At 31.5% G+C, this 19,294-nt stretch carries 14 protein-coding genes; 2 read left to right on the top strand and 12 right to left on the bottom strand.

Going from position 1 to position 19,294, the window contains the following annotated elements:
* From uvrB to HMPREF0391_RS08315, 4 genes are all read right to left on the bottom strand, one after another.
* Complete coding sequence (gene uvrB, locus HMPREF0391_RS08300; RefSeq protein ID WP_002836611.1) at positions 1–1,971, bottom strand: excinuclease ABC subunit UvrB; 1,971 nt, start codon at positions 1,969–1,971, stop codon at positions 1–3.
* A 155-nt stretch (positions 1,972–2,126) separates the two neighbouring features.
* On the bottom strand, positions 2,127–3,377 hold the full coding sequence (locus HMPREF0391_RS08305) for a dicarboxylate/amino acid:cation symporter (RefSeq protein WP_035109571.1): 1,251 nt from the start codon (positions 3,375–3,377) through the stop codon (positions 2,127–2,129).
* 268 nt (positions 3,378–3,645) lie between these two features.
* Positions 3,646–4,494 (bottom strand): ATP-binding cassette domain-containing protein, encoded by an 849-nt coding sequence (locus tag HMPREF0391_RS08310; RefSeq protein WP_002836613.1) that lies wholly within the window; start codon positions 4,492–4,494, stop codon positions 3,646–3,648.
* Entirely contained in the window at positions 4,495–6,918 is a 2,424-nt protein-coding gene (locus HMPREF0391_RS08315) for a hypothetical protein (RefSeq protein ID WP_002836614.1), read from the bottom strand.
* Positions 6,919–7,040: 122 nt separating this feature from the next.
* Here HMPREF0391_RS08315 and HMPREF0391_RS08320 point away from each other — a divergent pair, with 122 nt between their 5' ends.
* Together HMPREF0391_RS08320 and HMPREF0391_RS08325 are read left to right on the top strand one after the other, a co-directional pair.
* Positions 7,041–7,580: a helix-turn-helix domain-containing protein gene (locus HMPREF0391_RS08320; protein WP_002835581.1), complete on the top strand. Its 540-nt coding sequence runs from the start codon at positions 7,041–7,043 to the stop codon at positions 7,578–7,580.
* 54 nt (positions 7,581–7,634) lie between these two features.
* Positions 7,635–8,438 (top strand): IS3 family transposase, encoded by an 804-nt coding sequence (locus HMPREF0391_RS08325; protein ID WP_268890128.1) that lies wholly within the window; start codon positions 7,635–7,637, stop codon positions 8,436–8,438.
* A gap of 72 nt (positions 8,439–8,510) precedes the next feature.
* On the opposite strand, the gene HMPREF0391_RS08330 is transcribed toward HMPREF0391_RS08325, so the two are convergent.
* The 8 genes from HMPREF0391_RS08330 to HMPREF0391_RS09445 form a co-directional block, all read right to left on the bottom strand.
* Positions 8,511–10,070, bottom strand: a complete 1,560-nt coding sequence (locus HMPREF0391_RS08330; RefSeq protein ID WP_002836616.1) for a cell wall-binding repeat-containing protein — start codon at positions 10,068–10,070, stop codon at positions 8,511–8,513.
* Between the two features lie 19 nt (positions 10,071–10,089).
* On the bottom strand, positions 10,090–10,842 hold the full coding sequence (locus tag HMPREF0391_RS08335; RefSeq protein WP_002836617.1) for a peptidylprolyl isomerase: 753 nt from the start codon (positions 10,840–10,842) through the stop codon (positions 10,090–10,092).
* On the bottom strand, positions 10,823–11,680 hold the full coding sequence (locus HMPREF0391_RS08340) for a S1 RNA-binding domain-containing protein (RefSeq protein WP_002836618.1): 858 nt from the start codon (positions 11,678–11,680) through the stop codon (positions 10,823–10,825). Before HMPREF0391_RS08340 ends, HMPREF0391_RS08335 begins: the two co-directional genes overlap by 20 nt.
* A gap of 12 nt (positions 11,681–11,692) precedes the next feature.
* The gene (locus HMPREF0391_RS08345) at positions 11,693–12,583 is read right to left on the bottom strand and encodes a YitT family protein (protein ID WP_002836619.1); all 891 of its coding nucleotides are present in this window, start codon (positions 12,581–12,583) and stop codon (positions 11,693–11,695) included.
* Between the two features lie 115 nt (positions 12,584–12,698).
* A complete protein-coding gene (locus HMPREF0391_RS08350) occupies positions 12,699–13,505 on the bottom strand; it encodes a metal ABC transporter permease (RefSeq protein WP_002836620.1) in 807 nt (268 codons plus the stop codon).
* Positions 13,498–14,139 (bottom strand): metal ABC transporter ATP-binding protein, encoded by a 642-nt coding sequence (locus HMPREF0391_RS08355; RefSeq protein WP_035109744.1) that lies wholly within the window; start codon positions 14,137–14,139, stop codon positions 13,498–13,500. The genes HMPREF0391_RS08350 and HMPREF0391_RS08355 overlap by 8 nt, the downstream gene beginning before the upstream one ends.
* A gap of 1 nt (position 14,140) precedes the next feature.
* Positions 14,141–15,199: a metal ABC transporter solute-binding protein, Zn/Mn family gene (locus HMPREF0391_RS08360; protein ID WP_035109573.1), complete on the bottom strand. Its 1,059-nt coding sequence runs from the start codon at positions 15,197–15,199 to the stop codon at positions 14,141–14,143.
* Between the two features lie 157 nt (positions 15,200–15,356).
* Complete coding sequence (locus HMPREF0391_RS09445; RefSeq protein ID WP_050760757.1) at positions 15,357–18,965, bottom strand: Ig-like domain-containing protein; 3,609 nt, start codon at positions 18,963–18,965, stop codon at positions 15,357–15,359.
* Positions 18,966–19,294 lie beyond the last annotated feature (329 nt).

Below are 19,294 nucleotides of genomic sequence, written 5' to 3' on the forward strand. Positions count from 1 at the left end.
TTAGTAAGTGTTTTTCAAATTCCTGATTTGATCTCTAAGTGTAGCAGCTCTCTCGAAATCCAATTCTTCTGCAGCTTTTAACATTTCTGTGTTCAAATTTTCAATAATAACTTCTATTTCGTCCTTTGAAAATTCCGTAACTTTATTAACATCATAACTTTCATTTTCTTCTGCCACGAAAGTATTTTGGATTCTTTTTCTAACAGATTTATTAATAGTAGTTGGAATAATGTTGTGTTCTTCGTTGTATTCTTTTTGTATTTCTCTACGCCTATTAGTTTCTGTGATAGCCACATCCATCGACCTAGTAATCGTATCACCGTACATAATAACGTGACCATTTGAGTTTCTAGCAGCTCTACCAATAGTTTGTATAAGAGAAGTCTCTGAACGTAGGAAACCTTCCTTATCAGCATCCAAAATCGCAATCAAAGAAACTTCTGGTAAATCCAATCCCTCTCTCAAAAGGTTGATACCAACAAGTACATCGTATTTTCCTTCTCTCAAATCTCTGATTATTTCCATTCTTTCAATCGTATCAATATCTGAATGCAAATATGTTACTTTTATATCCAAATCTTCAAGATATCGTGTCAAATCTTCACTCATTTTTTTAGTAAGAGTTGTGATCAGAACACGTTCACCTTTTTCAATAGTTTTATTGATTTCACTAACCAAATCGTCGATTTGTCCCTTTGTAGGACGAACTTCAATTTTTGGATCTAATAATCCTGTAGGTCTGATAATTTGTTCAACTACTTCATTAGTTTTTGCTTTTTCATATTTTCCTGGAGTTGCTGACACATAAATTACTTGATTCATCATCGATTCAAATTCATTAAATCTCAAAGGACGATTGTCCAATGCAGAAGGCAATCTGAAACCATAATCAACCAAGCTAGTTTTTCTGGACCTATCTCCCTCATACATTCCTCCGATTTGTGGAACAGTAACGTGTGATTCGTCAATCATTGTCACGAAATCTTTTGGGAAATAATCGATAAGAGTGTAAGGTCTGCTTCCAGGCTTTCTCTGGGACATATGTCTTGAATAGTTTTCTATTCCAGTACAAAATCCCATTTCTTTTAACATTTCTATATCGTATCTCGTTCTTTGCTCTAATCTTTGAGCTTCCAACAATTTATTGTGATCTTTAAAGTATTTTGATCTATCTTCTAATTCTTCTTCAATAGTTACGATAGCTTTTTCGACTTTTTTCTGAGTCGTTGCATAGTGACTTGCAGGATAAATGGCAACGTGATTTCTTTCTCCGACGATTTCTCCAGTCAAAGCATCAATTTCAGTAATTCTATCTATTTCGTCGCCAAAAAATTCTATCCTTACGCTTTTTTCTCCACTAGATGCTGGGAAAATATCCAAGCTATCTCCTCTTACTCTGAAAGTTCCTCTGGTGAAATTAATGTCATTTCTAACGTATTGAATGTCGATTAATTTTTTCATAACTTCAGTTCTATCTTTTTCCATTCCTGGACGCAAAGATATAACCAAATTTTCATAATCAATAGGATCACCCAAGCCGTAAATACAAGATACAGAAGAAACTATAATTACATCTCTTCTTTCGAATAAACTCATCGTAGCACTGTGGCGAAGCTTGTCTAATTCCTCATTGATACTTGAATCTTTTTCTATATAAGTGTCCGATTGAACAACGTATGCTTCTGGTTGATAATAATCGTAATACGAAACAAAAAATTCAACCGCATTTTCTGGGAAAAATTCCCTAAACTCACTAGCTAACTGATATGCCAAAGTTTTGTTGTGAGCTATAACCAAAGTCGGTCTTTGAACTTTTTGAATAATATTAGCCATAGTAAAAGTTTTACCTGAACCAGTAACTCCTTTTAAAATTTGATGATTTTTTCCATTTTCCAAACCATTTGCAAGTTTATCAATCGCTTGTGGTTGATCACCTGTTGGCTTGAATTTTGAATGTAATTTAAATTCCATAACTCACCCCTTGAACATATGTTTTACTTTAACATTATATATCATCTGTCTGTTTAATTCAATAAACAATAATTCGCATTGATTTTTAAAAAATTTCAAAAAATAAAAATCTTTCAATTAAAAAACTAGGCTCACAGAGCCTAGCCAAAATTTTTTTATAAATCTTCTTCATTTATTACTTTTTCATTGAAACCGTCTTTGTATTCATCGTTCTTTACAATATGTCTGTTGAATATTTTATCGATAGCTACAGAGATTGCAGTATCCCCAGAAATATTCGCAGCAGTTCCAAATGAATCTTGTGTCAAATAAAGTGTAATCAATAATGATGCAAGTTCACCTTCTGATGGAATTCCAACTACTGGCAAAAATGGCAAAGCACTCATAACTGCTCCACCCGGAGCTCCTGGTGCGGCAACCATAGCTATTCCAAGAATTGCCATATATCTTAACATTAGTAAGTAAGAATGATTCATTCCATACATTGTTAATATTGTAAAAGTACAAGCAGTAATTGTAATCATTGAACCTGGCATATGAACCGTAGCTCCCAGTGGAATTACAAAATCTCTGATACTTTTACTTACAGAGTTTTGTTTAGCACATTCCAAGTTGACTGGAATTGTTGCAACAGATGATTGCGTTCCTATAGCTGTCAAATATCCTTTGATTTGATTTTTGATAAGTTTTACAGGATTTTTCTTTGTGTAAATACCACTTATTACAAATAATACTGATACATATATTAAATGAAGTGCAATTACACATAAGAATATCTTCCAGAAAATTGAAAGCACTGCAAATACAGATCCTGTGAATGCCATTTTTGAAAAATTACCAAAAATAAAGAAAGGTAATAACGGTACAATTGCAGTCGATAATACTTTTGTTATTATGTCATTAAATTCTCCAACTAATCCATAACAAAATTCACCTTTGCCTTGTTTCCTTAACCATGAAATTGCAATTCCCATCATAAATGCAAAAATAATCGATGAAGTTACATCAAAAAATGGTTTGATTGGAACCTCAAAAAATGGATCCATTACTATTTTGGTTGAAGCTTGAATCTTAGAAACTTGATCTGGACTTATAAATGCTGGGAAAATATTTGAACTCATAACGTATGATAATGATCCACCAATTAATGTAGATGCATAAGCAATTACAACCGTTACTAATAATAATTTTCCAGCTCCCTCTCCAAGATCAGCAATTCCTTTTGTTACAAAAGCGATAATCATAAGTGGAATAACAAAGTTTAGAAATGCTCCGAACATTGATGAGAATGTTACAGCAGTTTTTACGAACCATTGAGGCATATACAAACCAGCTAAAGTACCTAATCCGATCGCGATTAATAATTTTGGTATTAATCCTAGTTTTTTCTTTTCAGTTTTACTCATTTTCTCCATCACTCCTTATTTTATATTTCTATGTAAAATGCATATTGCATTTTTAAGCCCAAATAATTTTACAATACTATTTGAAAAAGTGCAAGTATTTGATTAGATTTTTAACAAAATTATTTAAAGTTTTTTATATTCTTGGCGATATTTTATTTTGATGGAGTAAATCTAATTGTAAATGTCATAATAATTTATCTTGAAATTGTAAATAGCAAGTATTCTCAATAATAAAAATGAGACTCTCACTTAATGAGTCCCACATATATTAAATTTCGAACAATTCCATGTATCTTTCTTGAGAAGATTTTGTTTTCTTGTCTATACTAAAAATTTCCACATCCAATTGAGATAAAATCTTCAAAATTGATTTAATATTTTCATCTTTTAGAATAATCAAATTATTTTCGTATTCATATCCGTTATTCATCAAAGTTTTTCTGACAAATTCATCATTTGAAGTTGAAAGATTTAAATATTTCACAGATTCTAGTTTTTCTTCTAAGATTTTCTTATCCTTCAAAAACAAAATATCACGACTTATATCATCCAAATCATTCAACCCATGACTTGATATAATAATTCCTACATCGTGTTTAGCAATGTCTTTCAAGAAATTCTTCGTTTTAATAACACTGGTTGGATCCAAACCATTTAGCGGTTCATCTAACAAAACATAATCATTTCCTGGCAAGAATGACATTCCAAGCATCAACTTTTTCTTCATTCCCAGCGAATACTCTCCGACTCTTTTATTTACAAATCCTTCTATTTCAAATTTTTTGCAAATATTATTCACATCATCTGAATTTTTATTATATGCATTCTTGATTAATTCCAAGTAGTCTATCCCTTTCATATTGCCATCAAGGATAGTTTCATCTCTGAAAAAAGTGAGTTTATTGAAGATTTTTTCATCACTGTATTGTTCATCATCAATCAAAATCTTCCCACCGTCTAATTTTATAGAATTAGATATGCTGTTCATCAAAGTCGTTTTACCAGATCCATTTGGTCCAACTAATGCTTTTATTTTTCCTTTTTCGAGGTCAAAATTAACCTTATCTAATATAGTTTTGTCGCCGTATTTCTTTTCTAAATCAATAACTTGTAACATTTATTTCCTCTTTTCTTGAAATTTCTTCTTGCCAATAAAATACAATACTATAGTCCACAAAATAACTGAAATCACTCCAAACGTGAAATTCAAATAGCCATTTTGTTGATGAAATGACACAAATCCATTCGCCACAGCCGAACTATCAATATAAGATAATGGCAAAAAAGCAGGAACAATTTTCACGATATACGGTAATCCTATTGATAGAATCACAATCAACGCAATAATCAAATTGGACATTTTATTGTCTATGAATAGTTTTGTAATGTTTATCATCATTAATATACAAGCACACACTAGTATAGACAATATCACACTCTTGATGATAAATTCCCTGTATCTCATAATTTCTGCGCTGAACATTATATTCGATATCCTCATTGTTGGAAGTGATGAATTACCAATTCCACCAATTATTGTTCCAATTGCAAATATAATTGCCAAAACAATCAAGAATCCTATTATCGTGCTGAAAATACTTGATAATACATTTCGTCTAAAAATAGAATTTTTGTTAATTGGTGTTAGTTTTTGTATTTCTATAATTTTCTTGTTTCTAGATAACAAACTTCCAAATAAACAGGCAGATAATAATGTCACAATCACATTGAATTTTGTGTAGAATAAATCGTACAGCAAATTAATCCCAGATATTCCCTCACTACTTCCATTAAACAAATAAGAAAATATTCTGTCTTTTATTTTCAAATACTTAACTCCATCTTCTGGATTGTAATCCACATTATATATTCCATCGTATAATCTACTAGAAGGAGTCGCCTTCATATTCTTTAATATTTCAAGCTTATCGTACATATATCGTTTTGTGTACATACTCAATGAATCGCTCTTATCCATATATCCACTACTTTGATCAAACCACAAATCTACAGATGTGAATTTGTCTTGATAAAATTTGTAAAATTTATCAGAATCTTTTTCTCTATTGATGTACACTCTGTATTCTTTGATTCCGCCTTCAAATTCTTTTTCGAAATTTTCAAGATTTTGATTAATTTCCGACTCTGTCAAATAAGGATCATTTAAAATCTTCGCCTTATATGATTCTCCAAAAGCTAAGTAATTCTTGTAAACTTGCTCTTCTTCCTCGCGTAATTTATTGTATTTTTCAGTTTTAAAACCTGTAAATAACGAAAACAATCCAACTGAAACCACAATAAACACAACCATTTGCTTGGAAATGATATTAGTTAACACTAATCCCTTTACACTAGTTGTATCAACTTTTCTGTAGGATACTTTTTCTTTTTTCGCTCTATCTTTGACACTGAAACAGCAAACTAAAAGAATTATATCTATCAATAATAAGCACACTATTTGCATCCAAGAAAAATATTTGGTTATGAATAGTGGATTGAATCTGTGATTAAACAATAACAAATCACCAACAAAACCACCTACAACGAATATTGAGAACATAAGCTCCATAATTTTTGATGTGAAAATTTTCTTAACTAATGATAATATCCCAAATACAAAAGTCGAAGATAAAATCAAAGTTATAATTCCTCTCAACAAGATTTCATAAGGTTTCAAATACTCCAACTTCACAAATCCTAAGTTCTGTTTTTCAGTTAAGAATTTGTATCGTTCAAGTACTGATATATGGAAATAATCAAATTTACCAAATCCATCCAAAAATACTGTGCTAATTAACAATAGGAATAATAAAACTGAGACAATATACACAACGTAAATTAATAGACTCATAAGAAATCTATTCTTCGTAATTGAAATATTCTTGAATGGTAACTTCTTCAACACTTCGTCATTTTCCAAGGATATCATTAGAAATATTGCTAAAAAAGCTGCCGGAACTACTCCGAATATAATAGACGATTGCTTAGAAATAATTGCCGCAAAATTCAATTGTTTATATTCATTGATAATTCCATTTGTTTTTGTTGAATTATCAGCATTCCTGTGTTTAATAAAATTAATGTAATCCTCATCTACTTTTATTTTTTTGTATTCAGTGTGAGAATCCAATTCATCTAAAAGTTCTAAAACGTTTTTTTCGTGAGTGTAGATTGATTTAGCATCGTATTTTCTGCTATATTCACCAAATGATGATTTATTCGTATTTGTCGACATAAAATTATCTATCTCGTACAAATTATCGGATAATTTTCCATAATATTTTAATTCTGTATCATATATTTTTTCATTTTCTTCGACGCTTAACTTTGGATTTAATTTTTTGCCACTTCGTTTGTTTTTCAAAAAATACGCAATCAAACTATCCGTGCTGGATTCCATTTCTTTTATTCTATCCAACTCAAAATATGTTGACTTTTGCATTTGTAAAAATATAGTCGCAAAGCACATTATTAACGACAATAATATCACGAAAAAATATGTTTTATTTCTGATTAGTTTTTTATGTAAATATTTTAGCATTGTTTCCTCCTGCGATAACTTTATATATTACAAATATTATACCCAAATTTCAAAAAAAAAAGAAAATCGATGATTTTTGAGCTGAACCCCAAAATCCGGAATACGGATGGAGGGGTTTTTGTATGCCAAAATACACAAAAGAATTTAAAATTAAACTAGTGAAGGAATACTTATCAGGTAATTCGGGTGGTCGAGAAATGGTAGCTAAAAAATATGATATTCCAGATGGAACTTTGAGAAATTGGATAAATAAATATAATTCAGGAGGCTTTGATAACTTATCTAAAAAGTTAAAAAACAATAATTACACTAGTGAATTTAAGCTATCTGTAATACAATATAGGCAAATCAATAATACTTCGCTTAGAGAGACTGCAGAGCATTTCAATCTTGTAAATGTATCTATGGTATACAGATGGGAAAAAGCTTATCAAGAACGTGGTCTATCTGGGCTTGAAGATAACAGAGGAAGGCCTAGAAAAAATATGACTAAATCAAATAAAAAGTCTAAACTAAACACTCCAATAAACGAAAGTGAAAGGGAAGAATTAATAAGACTAAGAGAAGAAAATAGACTTCTCAAAATGAAGATAATATACGAAAAAAAGCTACAAGCCTTGCTACTGGAAGAGGAAGCAGAAGCAAGGAAAAGACAAAGATAATCCTCAAACTACAAAAAGAATATCCAAAAAGCAAGGTAACGTGAATGGATCGAAATCGCTAAGTTACCTAAATCATCCTACTATGAATGGAAGATAAAATTAGAAAATCCAACAGACAAAGACAAAGAAGTTAAAAATGAAATTAAAACCATAGTAGATGAATCAAAAGGTAGATATGGCTACAGAAGAGTAACTATGGTATTAAAAAATAAAGGCTTTAATATCAACCATAAAAGAGTATTAAGAATAATGAGAGAAGAATCCTTGCTATGTACTAAATTCAAAACTAGATCAAGAAAATATTCATCATACAAAGGACAAATAGGAAAAGTAGCAGATAATGTAGTAAGAAGACAATTTAGCGCTACTAAACCAAATCAATTATGGTTAACAGATGTAACAGAATTTAGATTGAGAGGCAAAGAAGAAAAACTCTATCTATCACCAATACTAGACCTATACAACAGCGAAATAATTAGCTATACATTAAGCAATCATCCAACAACTAAATTAACCAATACAATGTTAGAAAAAGCAATAAATAAAACAAAAGATATAAGTAAACTAATAATACACTCAGACCAAGGATTTCATTATCAACATAGTACTTGGACAAATAAGTTAGAAAAATTGAAAATTACACAAAGCATGTCAAGAAAAGGAAATTGTCTAGACAATTCTCCAATGGAGAACTTCTTTGGAATATTGAAACAAGAAATGTATTATGGTGTGGAATTTAAAAGTTATGATGAATTAGTTAATGAGATCGAAAGATATATTAAATGGTACAATGAGGATAGAATTAAAACAAAATTAAACGGAATGTCCCCTGTCATGTACAGATTACATTCCGCTTAAAATATTATTAAATTATTCCGTGTTTACGGGTTCAGGTCATTTTACATCGACTTTCATTTCTTAACTCTAATATTAAATTCCAAATATTTGAACTGCGTAATATCTGTCATAAGTTTGATCAGAATCTTCGTAATATGCTTTTGTAACAAATACTTTTACTTTAACTCTTGTAAAAACTTCTCTTAACATGTTTTCGTTGTGTCCTGGAGAATTCTTCCAGGCTTCCATTGCACCACTTGCAGTGTATGGTCCATTGTAGATGTTTTCTCCATTGATGTTAGAAATATCTGTTACTAGCCCACCTCTTGGTCTAACGTGTTCAAATAAATGAACAATTTCCGTTGCCCTTGTCTTTGCAACTGGTGTTAATGAATTATCTTGTTTCAACTCTTTTAGACCATTTTCTTTTCGATATTGATTCAAAAGTGTTAATATTTCATCTGCCATTTCGTCATCATAATGACCACGTACCATTACAATCGTATCGTCACTGATTTGAACTGGAAATTCTTGTTCATTTTCTAATCCTGGTAATGGTTTTGTACGTTTTATTTTCTTTCCTGGATATTTTGGATCAGTTGTAACAGTTTCGTCTGATTTGTTATCCAAAATCAAATCTTTTACTTTTTCTGATACTGTATTCTTTCCACCGACAATGTACATTTCTTCAAAAGAATTGCTACCAATATATGATTTAACATCACTTGTTATAGAAGATTTTGAAACCAAAAGTATTGGCGCTTTTAGCTTTTGTGAAAGTGGTGCCGCTACCAATGCGTCTACAAACACTTCACCACTAGCAAATATTGCTTTAGTTGGTGCAGTAAAACTTGCGTTTGCGACTCTGACAGATGTCATATATCTGTTAGATCCAAAGATTCTTTGTGGTTTTACATTAGTAATAGCTTTGATTTCTTGAACAACTTTATCAGATACTGTATTTTTTCCACCGACTACAAAAATTTTACCTATATTTCCTTTATAGAAAGATTGCAAATAATCTTTTGTGTCGCTAGAAATTTTGTTTTTTGATACCAATAATATTGGTGCATCGTGTTTTTGTGCCAAAGATGTGGCGTTAATAGCATCTGCAAATACTTCACCACTAGCTACAACCAAGTTTTGTTTTTCAGCATTTTTACTAGCGAACTTTTCAGAAACTATTTTGGCATTAACTGCATATCTGTCATATCCCGCATATCTCACAACTTTGATTTTCAAATCATTTTCTATATGATTTTGAACAGCCTTACTTACAGATTTTTCTCCACCTATAATTATTACTTCATCCAAATCCTTTGATTTTAAAAGTTTTTCAGTGGAAGCGTCTAATTTATCTGAATAAGTGTATAATATCGGGATTTGTCCTTGACTCATAACAGTAGAACTGATATTATCAGGAAATTTTATCGCGGATACAAGCACGACTTTTTTAGAGTTTTGATAATAATCTTCCATTACTTTATTTGCAACGGCAAATCTATCGCGTCCTTCAATCCTATTCATAGTTGATTGTACTTTTGTAGGACTTGCATTATCATCTTGTTCCTTTGCAAATACAGCAGTGCCTGTACTCAACACCATACTAAATGCTAAACATAAAGCTACTATCTTCTTCTTAAGATTATTCATTTAACTTCTCCATTTGTTATTAATAAAATTTTTCGATTTTGTATTCTTTTTGTAATTTGTCTGTAGCATCAATATATGCTTGTTGTTGTTTCAATTGTAATAGTGTTTGTTTCACTTCATTCTTTGCTTCTTCAAAAGATTTTACTTTTCCTTCAGTTTTATCTTTGATATTGATAATGTGATAACCGAATTGTGTTTTAACAGGTCCTACGATATCTCCAATTTCATTTTCAATCAAAGCATTTTCAAATTCTTTAACCATTTGACCTTGTTGGAATGTTCCCAAATCTCCACCTTGTTCTTTTGATGGACAAGTAGAGTATTCTTTAGCTAATTCTGCAAAATCACCATCGTTATCGATTTTTTCTTTGATTTCATTAGCCAAATCTTCAGATTCAACTAAAATATGAGAAGCTGTGAATGTTGGTTGAACCTTGAAATTATCCTTGTGGTTTTCATAATATTCCTTCAAATCTTCATCAGATACTCTAACAGAATTGATTATGTTAGCCATTGCAAAATCCTTCAACAATTCTTCTGATTGTTTTTTGACTTCTTTTACATATATTTCATCTTTATCCAAGCCAGATTTCTTAGCATCAAAGAACAAAAGCTTTCTGTTGATTAATTCATCAGTTAATCTTTTTCTTCCTTCTTCGTTATTGAATTGTGCTCCTCTATAACCTAAAGCTTTAATAAAATTATCAACTTCTGATTGTTTAATTTCTTCACCATTTACTACTGCTAATATTTTATCTTTGTTGTCTTCCATTATTACCTCTCCCTTTACTAGTTAATTTTATTCCGTCTTTATAAAATTGTATCATATTTTCTTTTAATAGTCTTCCAACAGCTCTTTTGAAACTGGATTTTGACATATTAAATACCGATTTAATTCTGTTGGCGTCTGTTTTATCGTTAAAATTAATGAATCCATCAGAGTTTTTAAGTTCTTCCAAAATAACATCAGCATCTGATGAGATATGCTTATATGCAGGTTCAAAAAATGACAAATCCAATTTGCCATCAGACTTAACATCTGTAACTCTACACTTGACCTCTTCTCCAAGGTCCACAACGCCCGTTAATTCGCTTGAAGGAATAAGCCCTTCATATTTATTATCTACAGCTACAAAAGCTCCTAAACCGTCCACTATGTTGTATATAACGCCTTCCACCCAGTCGTTCTTCACATAGCCACTGTCGTTTTTCAATAAATTTTTAATTCTCATAGTAAGTGCCAATCTATTCGACTTATCAATATACAAATACACCAAATATTTTTGGCCTTTTACTAATTTTGAAGTTTGCTCCTTAAACGGCAACAAAATATCCTTGTCTAAGCCACAATCCAAGAAGGCGCCAATTCTCGTAATATCTTTTACTTCAAGTCTTGCAATTTTACCCAATTCAATCTTAGGTTGCTTCTTAGTTGCCATAAGTTTTTTATTATCGTTGTAAATGAATACATCGACAATATCGCCAACTTTTTCTCCAGAAAGTTCGTCTACATTCATTCTAGCAAAATTATTTTCGTTGTCTTTTTTCAACAAAACTTCCGTATTTATCTTATCAATTTTTAAATTCTCTCTTTGTCCTAATTTATACATTTCTTCTCCATTCTAACTCATTCCACCAGGAAGTATTTCAAGTTCTGGATTATCCACTGGATCATAAGTAAATCCTTCACCAACCACTTCACTGACATACGAAATACATACGAATGCCTTAGGATCAATAGATTTTACGTAGTTTTTAATCTTTATATACTCTCCTCTTGAAACAATCGTATTGATAACAAATTTTTCATTATCAGAAAAACCACCAACTGCTTTATAAATTGTGGATCCTCTTGAAATTTGATCTATAATATAAGCATTAATTTCTTTGTACTTATCGCTTGTTATCATCATATTTACTCTTGTATTTAGACCAGCGATAGCCTTGTCAATGACAATTGAGTTGATGCAAATACCAAGCATAGCATACATACCGCTTTTTGTTCCGAAAGTGTACATACCAAGCAACACAACAAAAAAGTCTGCTACAAGCATACATTTACCCACATCAATTGAAAAATATTTTCTGATTATCATCGCGATAATATCCGTACCACCAGTTGATGCTCCTTGGTTGATAACCAAAGCCATACCAGCAGCTGAAATAATAATTCCAAAAATCAAATTAATCAAAATATCATCTGTCAAAGGTTTGAAATTTGGTAGCAAAATTTCAAGTAACGTCGTTGAACTTGCAAAAATAAAAGAACAATATATCGACAAAACTCCAAAGCTTTTTCCCAAAATAATAAACGCTATAATATACAAAATCGTATCCATAATCATAACGAAAATACCCGTTGGAATTTGTGGAACAAAAGCGTTCAAACTCATCGCAATACCAGAAATTCCACCAATAGTTAAATTAAAAGGCATTATAAAAAAGAAAAAACCAAAAGTAAGTATTAATGTTCCCAATGTTAATATTATTATTTTTTTAATCATTTTGTTCATGCTATCGCCTCCTATCCTTTTATTATACTTGTAAAAATTGCAAATTACAACGTTTTATACACCAAAAAACACCACAAAATAAATTAATTCGAAATTCATAATGCAGTGTTTATAGTTAATTATTTTTTCTAAATTTATTTACTATCATCAAAATTATAAGAACTAGAAGCCCTGTCAACACGATTGATCCACCTGGTTTTAATTGAAAATAATAAGACATATTAATTCCGATAATTGTGAACAAAACTCCAAATAGCGACGAATTAATCACAGTTCTTTTAAAAGAATGTGATACCATTATTGCGCAAGACACAGGAATAACCATCAAGCTTGAAACCATAAGTGCACCGACAGTTCTAGACGCAATAGCAACAGTGATAGCTATTAAAAAAGTAAATATTTTATTGATAAGTCCTACGTTAATATTAGACAATCTAGCTCCATCTTCATCGAAAATAATATACACTAATTTTTTGTACAACATCACATAAGTCACAATAACAATAAAACTCACAATAATTACTGTGTACAATTCAATATCCGGAATAGCTACGATAGAACCAAACATAAATGATTGAAAATTCGCAGCACCAGGCACAAAATCGGATAAGATTGCTGCAAGGCCAATACCGCTACTCATGACAATAGCAGTCGACAAATCAGAACTTTTGGCGAAATTTTTTCTGATGATTTCTATACCAAAAGCTTCAATCACGCATACGAAAATCGCCGCTAGAACAGGATTTATTCCGAAAATAAGTCCCAATGCAACTCCGGCCAATGAACTGTGACTTAAAGCATCTCCTACCATGGAGTTTTTCTTGTTAACGACAAAAGTTCCTATCAAAGGAACGATAATTGACACTAATATCCCCACAATAAAAGCTCTTCTCATAAAATCATATGAAAACATCTCAAACATGTTTCACCTCAACAAATTCATTATCCAATCTAAAAATCCTGTTAAAATAATCTTTAGTAAAATCCAACTCATGAGTAACCACCAAAATCGTTATGTTATGATGATTATTCAAATGCTTCAACAAATCAAACAAATTTTCCTTACTTCGTTGATCTAGTCCTGCAGTAGGTTCATCAAAAATCAAAATTTGCGGATCGTTAGCCAATGCCTTTGCAATCATGACCCTTTCTTGCTCACCACCGCTCATCTTATTGTAGTCGTAATATTTCTTATCCTTCATTTCTACAATAGCCAACGCATTTTCGATTTTTTCATTAGCTTTCATATTCTCATCATCACTTACATTCATAGCCACGATTTCCCATGCAGTTATCGGAAAAGAAATACTCTTTTCGTGGTTGTTTTGAGGAACATATCCAAAACTAAAATTTTCCCTTCCTCCAGCAAATTTAATCTCACCACTATCTGCTTTTAAGAAACCTAAAATAAGCTTCAATAACGTAGATTTACCGGAGCCATTAGCTCCGGTTATCCCTACGAAATCTCCCTTTTCGATATTAAAATTTATATCCCTTAATAGCTTTTCGTTTCTATACGAAAAATTCAAATTTTCTACACTAATTATACTATTCATATTATTTTGCTTGTGAGATTGCATCCAAGTTTTTTTCTAACAATGAAAAATAATTATCCTTTCCATCTTCGATATCTTGAGTCTTAGCTTCTATCGTGGATAAACCAGCAGTTTTTGCGTTGATTTCCTTAGCCAAAGAATTTGCAATCTTATCGCTTTCTCCCATTTCATAAAATACTGTATTTATCTTATGTGATTTTGCGAAATTAGTCAATTCTTTCATCTTATTTAAATCAGGTTCTGAATCTGAATTGATACCTTCGATAGGAACTTGATTGATTTCGTAATCTCTTGCCAAATATCCAAATGCTTCATGTGGCACGATAAAATATTTGTCCTTTTGTGGAGCTAATACTTCAGTGTATTTTTTGTCTAAGTCTTCAAACTTTTTATCTAATTCTTTGTAATTTTTTTCATAGAAATCTTTGTTTTCCGAGTCAAATTTTACGATAGCTTCATACACATTCTTCATTTGAATTCTAGCTTGTTTAGGGCTCATCCAAACATGTGGGTCAAATTCACCGTGGTGATGATGTTCATGGTCATGATCGTGTTCTTTTTCTTCGTGATCATGATCGTGACCTTTTTCTTCGTGATCATGATCGTGATCGTGTTCTTCATGGTCGTGATCGTGGTCATGTTCTTCTTCAGCTTTTATCTTGTCAATATTTGTAGATGAATCAATAATTTCCGTGTTTTTCAAACTAGATTTAACATCTTCCAACCAACCTTCCAATCCAAGACCGTTAACAATTAACATCTTCGAATCAGATAAATTTTTAATATCTTGTGCTGTTGGTTCCCAATCATGAACTGTAGCGCCTTTTGGCATAACATTTACCACATCAATTTTATCCTTAGCGATTTCTTTCGCCATATATTCAATCGGATAGAAACTAACATATAATTTCTTTGAATCGGACTTTTCAGTTGATTTGTCATCACTTTTTTCTTTTTGTTCTTGCACCTTTTGATTGTTAACATCATTGTTTTGTCTAGTACATCCAGATGCCACACCAATCATAAGAGCTAACAATAATATCCTATAAATTTTTTTCATAAATCCTCCACATAATAATTTATTAATGCAAATTATTTGCATTATCATTTTAGAACTAATTTTAATTTTTGTCAAGAATATTATAAAATTTGAAAATTTAATAAAAAAAGAAGCAACTCATATGAATTGCTTCCAAAAATTTAACTATATTTATTTATTAGTCTTCTTTTTTTCTTCCAAGAGATAATCCTAGACCGCTAACTATTGATAATGCACCAGCTGCAAGTTTCAATAATTCGTAATCAGCACCTGCTTTTGGTAATTTCTTACTTTGTCTTACTGGTTTGCTTGGTTGGTCTGATTTACTTGGTTGGTCTGATTTACTTGGTTGTTCTGGTTTACTTGGTTGTTCTGGTTTACTTGGTTGTTCTGGTTTGCTTGGTTGTTCAGGAGTAGCTGGTTGTTCTGGAGTAGCTGGTTGTTCTGGAGTACCTGGTTGTTCTGGTTGATCAGGAACAACTGGAGTTGTTGGTTCTTCTGGTTCAACTGGTGTTGGTGGTGTTGATGGTTCAACTGGTGTTGATGGTTCAGATGGTTCAACTGGTGTTGGTGGTGTACTTGGTGTTTCTGTCTTTTCGTAAACATAAGTTATTTCTTGTGTCTTACCTGGTACGAAATTACCTGTTGTTTCTTTTCCATCCTTATCATAACTTGGATTTTCTTTTGGATCTTGAGTCTTCACAAATTTGAAACCGTCTTTTTCCTTCTTACCAGTTGTATAAGTCTTATCTTTTGTTCCACTATTAACTTTACCATCCACTACTTCACGTTTGATTACTTTTCCATCTTTATCTTTTGTGATGTAGATGTGGTGTTCTTGGAACTTACCAGTTTCTTCTGTTGGTGTTGGTGGTGTACTTGGTGTTTCTGTCTTTTCGTAAACATAAGTTATTTCTTGTGTCTTACCTGGTACGAAATTACCTGTTGTTTCTTTTCCATCCTTATCATAACTTGGATTTTCTTTTGGATCTTGAGTCTTCACAAATTTGAAACCGTCTTTTTCCTTCTTACCAGTTGTATAAGTCTTATCTTTTGTACCGCTATCAACTTTGCCATTTACTACTTCACGTTTGATTACTTTTCCATCTTTATCTTTTGTGATGTAGATGTGGTGTTCTTGGAACTTACCAGTTTCTTCTGTTGGTGTTGGTGGTGTACTTGGTGTTTCTGTCTTTTCGTAAACATAAGTTATTTCTTGTGTCTTGCCTGGTACAAAATTACCTGTTGTTTCTTTTCCATCCTTATCATAACTTGGATTTTCTTTTGGATCTTGAGTCTTCACAAATTTGAAACCGTCTTTTTCCTTTTTACCAGTTGTATAAGTCTTATCTTTTGTACCACTATCAACTTTACCATCCACTACTTCACGTTTGATTACTTTTCCATCTTTATCTTTTGTGATGTAGATGTGGTGTTCTTGGAATTTACCAGTATTTTCAGTTGGAGTTGGTTGTTTTTCTTCTTTTTGATAAATATAAGTTACTTCTTGTTTTGTATCAGCAATGTAGGCTGCTTCTTTTAGACTTCCGTCTTCGTTGAATTGTCCACCGTTTTTAGATTCTACTTTTACTAGTTTGTAACCGTCTTTATCAATTTTAGAAGTCTTGTAGTTTTCTTTTTCAGTTCCTTCTTTTACTTCTTTATCATCTCTTGAATCTTCTACAATTGTTCCGTCTAGTTTCTTTGTTTGGTAAATGTGATGTTCTTGGAAGGAGCCTTTCTTTTCTACTGGTCTTTTTTGGTAAACATATTTAACGTGTAGAGTTTTTCCTGCTACAAAATTTGCAGATGTTTCTTTTCCTTCTGTACTAAAGCTAGCTCCATCTGGAGATGTAACTTTTACAAGTGTATATCCCTCTCTTGGTATTTGTTTGGTTGTATAATATTTTGAAGGAACATCTTGTTGCTTGCTTCCGTATACATAATCATCTGTTGTTATAGTTCCATCAGAATTTATAGTTTGATAAATATGGATATCTTCGAAACGTCCAAACTCTTTATTACCTTCACCATATGCTTTTGAACTTGTTGTATAGATTATATTATCCCAGAAGAAATAATCTTCTTTTGATGTAACTCTTTTGCCAGCTCCATCATATGGAGTGTTATCAAAGATTACACGAGTCGCTGCATCTTTAGTAGCATCACTCTTAAACTTACCTTTATATTTAATAACAATTGTTGCATTTTTATCAACTGGTCCTCTTTTGGCCTTACTTAGCATAACATCTTGGTTGTTGTTAATATCTACAATAATTGTGCCATCAACAATTTGTTTAGTATAAACCGTTTTGTTTGTGTCAGGTTCAATCTCTGGTAGTTTGATAAGATTTTCTTTTGTTTCTTCGTTCCATGCAAAACTCATTGGTAGCTTAGATAAGTCTTTTACTACGTATACTTCAACACTATCTAAAACATCTTGGTCAAAAACAACTCCGTCATTTACAACCCCATTTTCACCAGGAAGGTTTTTTATTTGGACAAGTGTGCCCTTTTGTTCTTTATTAAATGGGTTCATGTAAATAATATGGTCATATGTTTCATCTCCTAGACTGACATGAGTTATATCAGAGTAACCATTAGATACAAATTTTTTATTCTTTTGTCCAACATCTGACATATTATAATCTACAGTATAGGTTTTTTCTTGTGTTTTATTGCCTACAGATACGGAAACTTTTTGATCGCTTACTGGTTCTGTTACCTTCTCTTTGTCTATGAATAATGGAAATTCTGATACTATTTTAACATTACCATAGTTTTTAACAAGGTCTGTTAGGGTATATCTCATCAAGCTGTTTTCTTTATCGTAATATGCCTTTCCAACAACTTCTGAACCAATCTTGGCATCTAATGCTTCAGGATTAAAATCAGATACGATACCATTTGGATTTACATTTGGTGATAATTTGATGTCAATTGTGTCACCAGCGACTGCTGTGTCAGGAACGCGGAAATCTACGTGAGCCATAGCTTGGGTATCATATAGTTGATCATTGAAGGTCTTTCCTTTAATATCAGGATCTTCAGCTATTGGCTTGATCATAGTTGCATCTTCATTGTCCAAACCTTTAATAGAAATATTGACATCTGTTACTTCGTTACTGATATCTTTAGGTTCTCTCTTTTCATCAGCAGATGCTGCCACCGCTTCTCGTTTAGTTTCTTCTGAAATTCCAAGTGCATTTGTTTCTTCTGCTGCAGGTGTATTTTCTGCTGCAGGTTTTTTTTCTGCTAATTTCTTATTTAGGAAATCTTCTGCATCAAAGTTAGCATCAGCTAATTTTTGGTTAGCTATTTCTTTTTCGATTCCTGCTATTTCGGCATCAGTAAAACCAGCTTCTTTTAGAGCTTGTTTTTGTGCTTCTGTTAGTGTGAAAGCTTCTTTACCTTCTACAACAGCTTCTTTCTTTTCTTCTGAAGCTTCTTCTTTTTGTGAAGTTGCTTCAGTTTCATCTGTTGCAGTGTTTTCTTTTGTAGTAGCTTCTTCAGTTGCTTTTGCTTTAGTGTTTTTTGCTGCGGTAGTAACTACTTCTTTAGCTTGTTCTTTTTTAGCTTGTTCTTTGTCTTCTTTGTTTTCTTTAATTACATTTTCTGTTGTTACAGCATCAGATTGTGCTGTTGCCGTTGCATCAACATTGCTAGTATTTGTAGTATTAGCGATTGAATTATCTGCTGATACTTGGTTTGCTAACATCATTGGGCTGGCTAATACCCCGAAAGCCAACAAAATCTTAGCTATGTTGTTCTTGTTCTTTTTGTCCATTAAATCCTCCTTGAATGGTACGTTATCCATCAACATATTTTGATTAAATGATTGTCATAAATAAATATTTTTCTCTTTTTTTAATACCGTACAGCTTTAAATTATTATTTATTATTAATCATTCTTATCATTTCTTTAATTATATACCCTACTGCGAAAAAAAATAAACATATTTTTTTAAATATCGTGCCAAATGTTTAGATTTTGAAATATATTTTATTAGTATGATATATTTGGTTTAATAATTAACTTTTATCATTATATAATTAATTTTTTAGCTTTATGAATTATCATTCTTTTATTTGTATTAAATTATTTACATACAAATT

Origin of the sequence: Finegoldia magna ATCC 53516 (assembly GCF_000159695.1) — a bacterium.
In the GTDB taxonomy this organism is placed as follows: domain Bacteria; phylum Bacillota; class Clostridia; order Tissierellales; family Peptoniphilaceae; genus Finegoldia; species Finegoldia magna_F.

What these genes read in the sequence shown, in the direction of transcription:
- HMPREF0391_RS08305 (WP_035109571.1), bottom strand. Translation starts at nt 3,377, where the DNA reads ATGAGTAAAACTGAAAAGAAAAAACTAGGATTAATACCAAAATTATTA.
- HMPREF0391_RS08340 (WP_002836618.1), bottom strand. Translation starts at nt 11,680, where the DNA reads ATGTATAAATTAGGACAAAGAGAGAATTTAAAAATTGATAAGATAAAT.
- HMPREF0391_RS08360 (WP_035109573.1), bottom strand. Translation starts at nt 15,199, where the DNA reads ATGAAAAAAATTTATAGGATATTATTGTTAGCTCTTATGATTGGTGTG.
- HMPREF0391_RS08310 (WP_002836613.1), bottom strand. Translation starts at nt 4,494, where the DNA reads ATGTTACAAGTTATTGATTTAGAAAAGAAATACGGCGACAAAACTATA.
- HMPREF0391_RS08330 (WP_002836616.1), bottom strand. Translation starts at nt 10,070, where the DNA reads ATGAATAATCTTAAGAAGAAGATAGTAGCTTTATGTTTAGCATTTAGT.
- HMPREF0391_RS08320 (WP_002835581.1), top strand. Translation starts at nt 7,041, where the DNA reads ATGCCAAAATACACAAAAGAATTTAAAATTAAACTAGTGAAGGAATAC.
- HMPREF0391_RS08335 (WP_002836617.1), bottom strand. Translation starts at nt 10,842, where the DNA reads ATGGAAGACAACAAAGATAAAATATTAGCAGTAGTAAATGGTGAAGAA.
- HMPREF0391_RS08350 (WP_002836620.1), bottom strand. Translation starts at nt 13,505, where the DNA reads ATGTTTGAGATGTTTTCATATGATTTTATGAGAAGAGCTTTTATTGTG.
- uvrB (WP_002836611.1), bottom strand. Translation starts at nt 1,971, where the DNA reads ATGGAATTTAAATTACATTCAAAATTCAAGCCAACAGGTGATCAACCA.
- HMPREF0391_RS09445 (WP_050760757.1), bottom strand. Translation starts at nt 18,965, where the DNA reads ATGGACAAAAAGAACAAGAACAACATAGCTAAGATTTTGTTGGCTTTC.
- HMPREF0391_RS08345 (WP_002836619.1), bottom strand. Translation starts at nt 12,583, where the DNA reads ATGAACAAAATGATTAAAAAAATAATAATATTAACATTGGGAACATTA.
- HMPREF0391_RS08315 (WP_002836614.1), bottom strand. Translation starts at nt 6,918, where the DNA reads ATGCTAAAATATTTACATAAAAAACTAATCAGAAATAAAACATATTTT.
- HMPREF0391_RS08355 (WP_035109744.1), bottom strand. Translation starts at nt 14,139, where the DNA reads ATGAATAGTATAATTAGTGTAGAAAATTTGAATTTTTCGTATAGAAAC.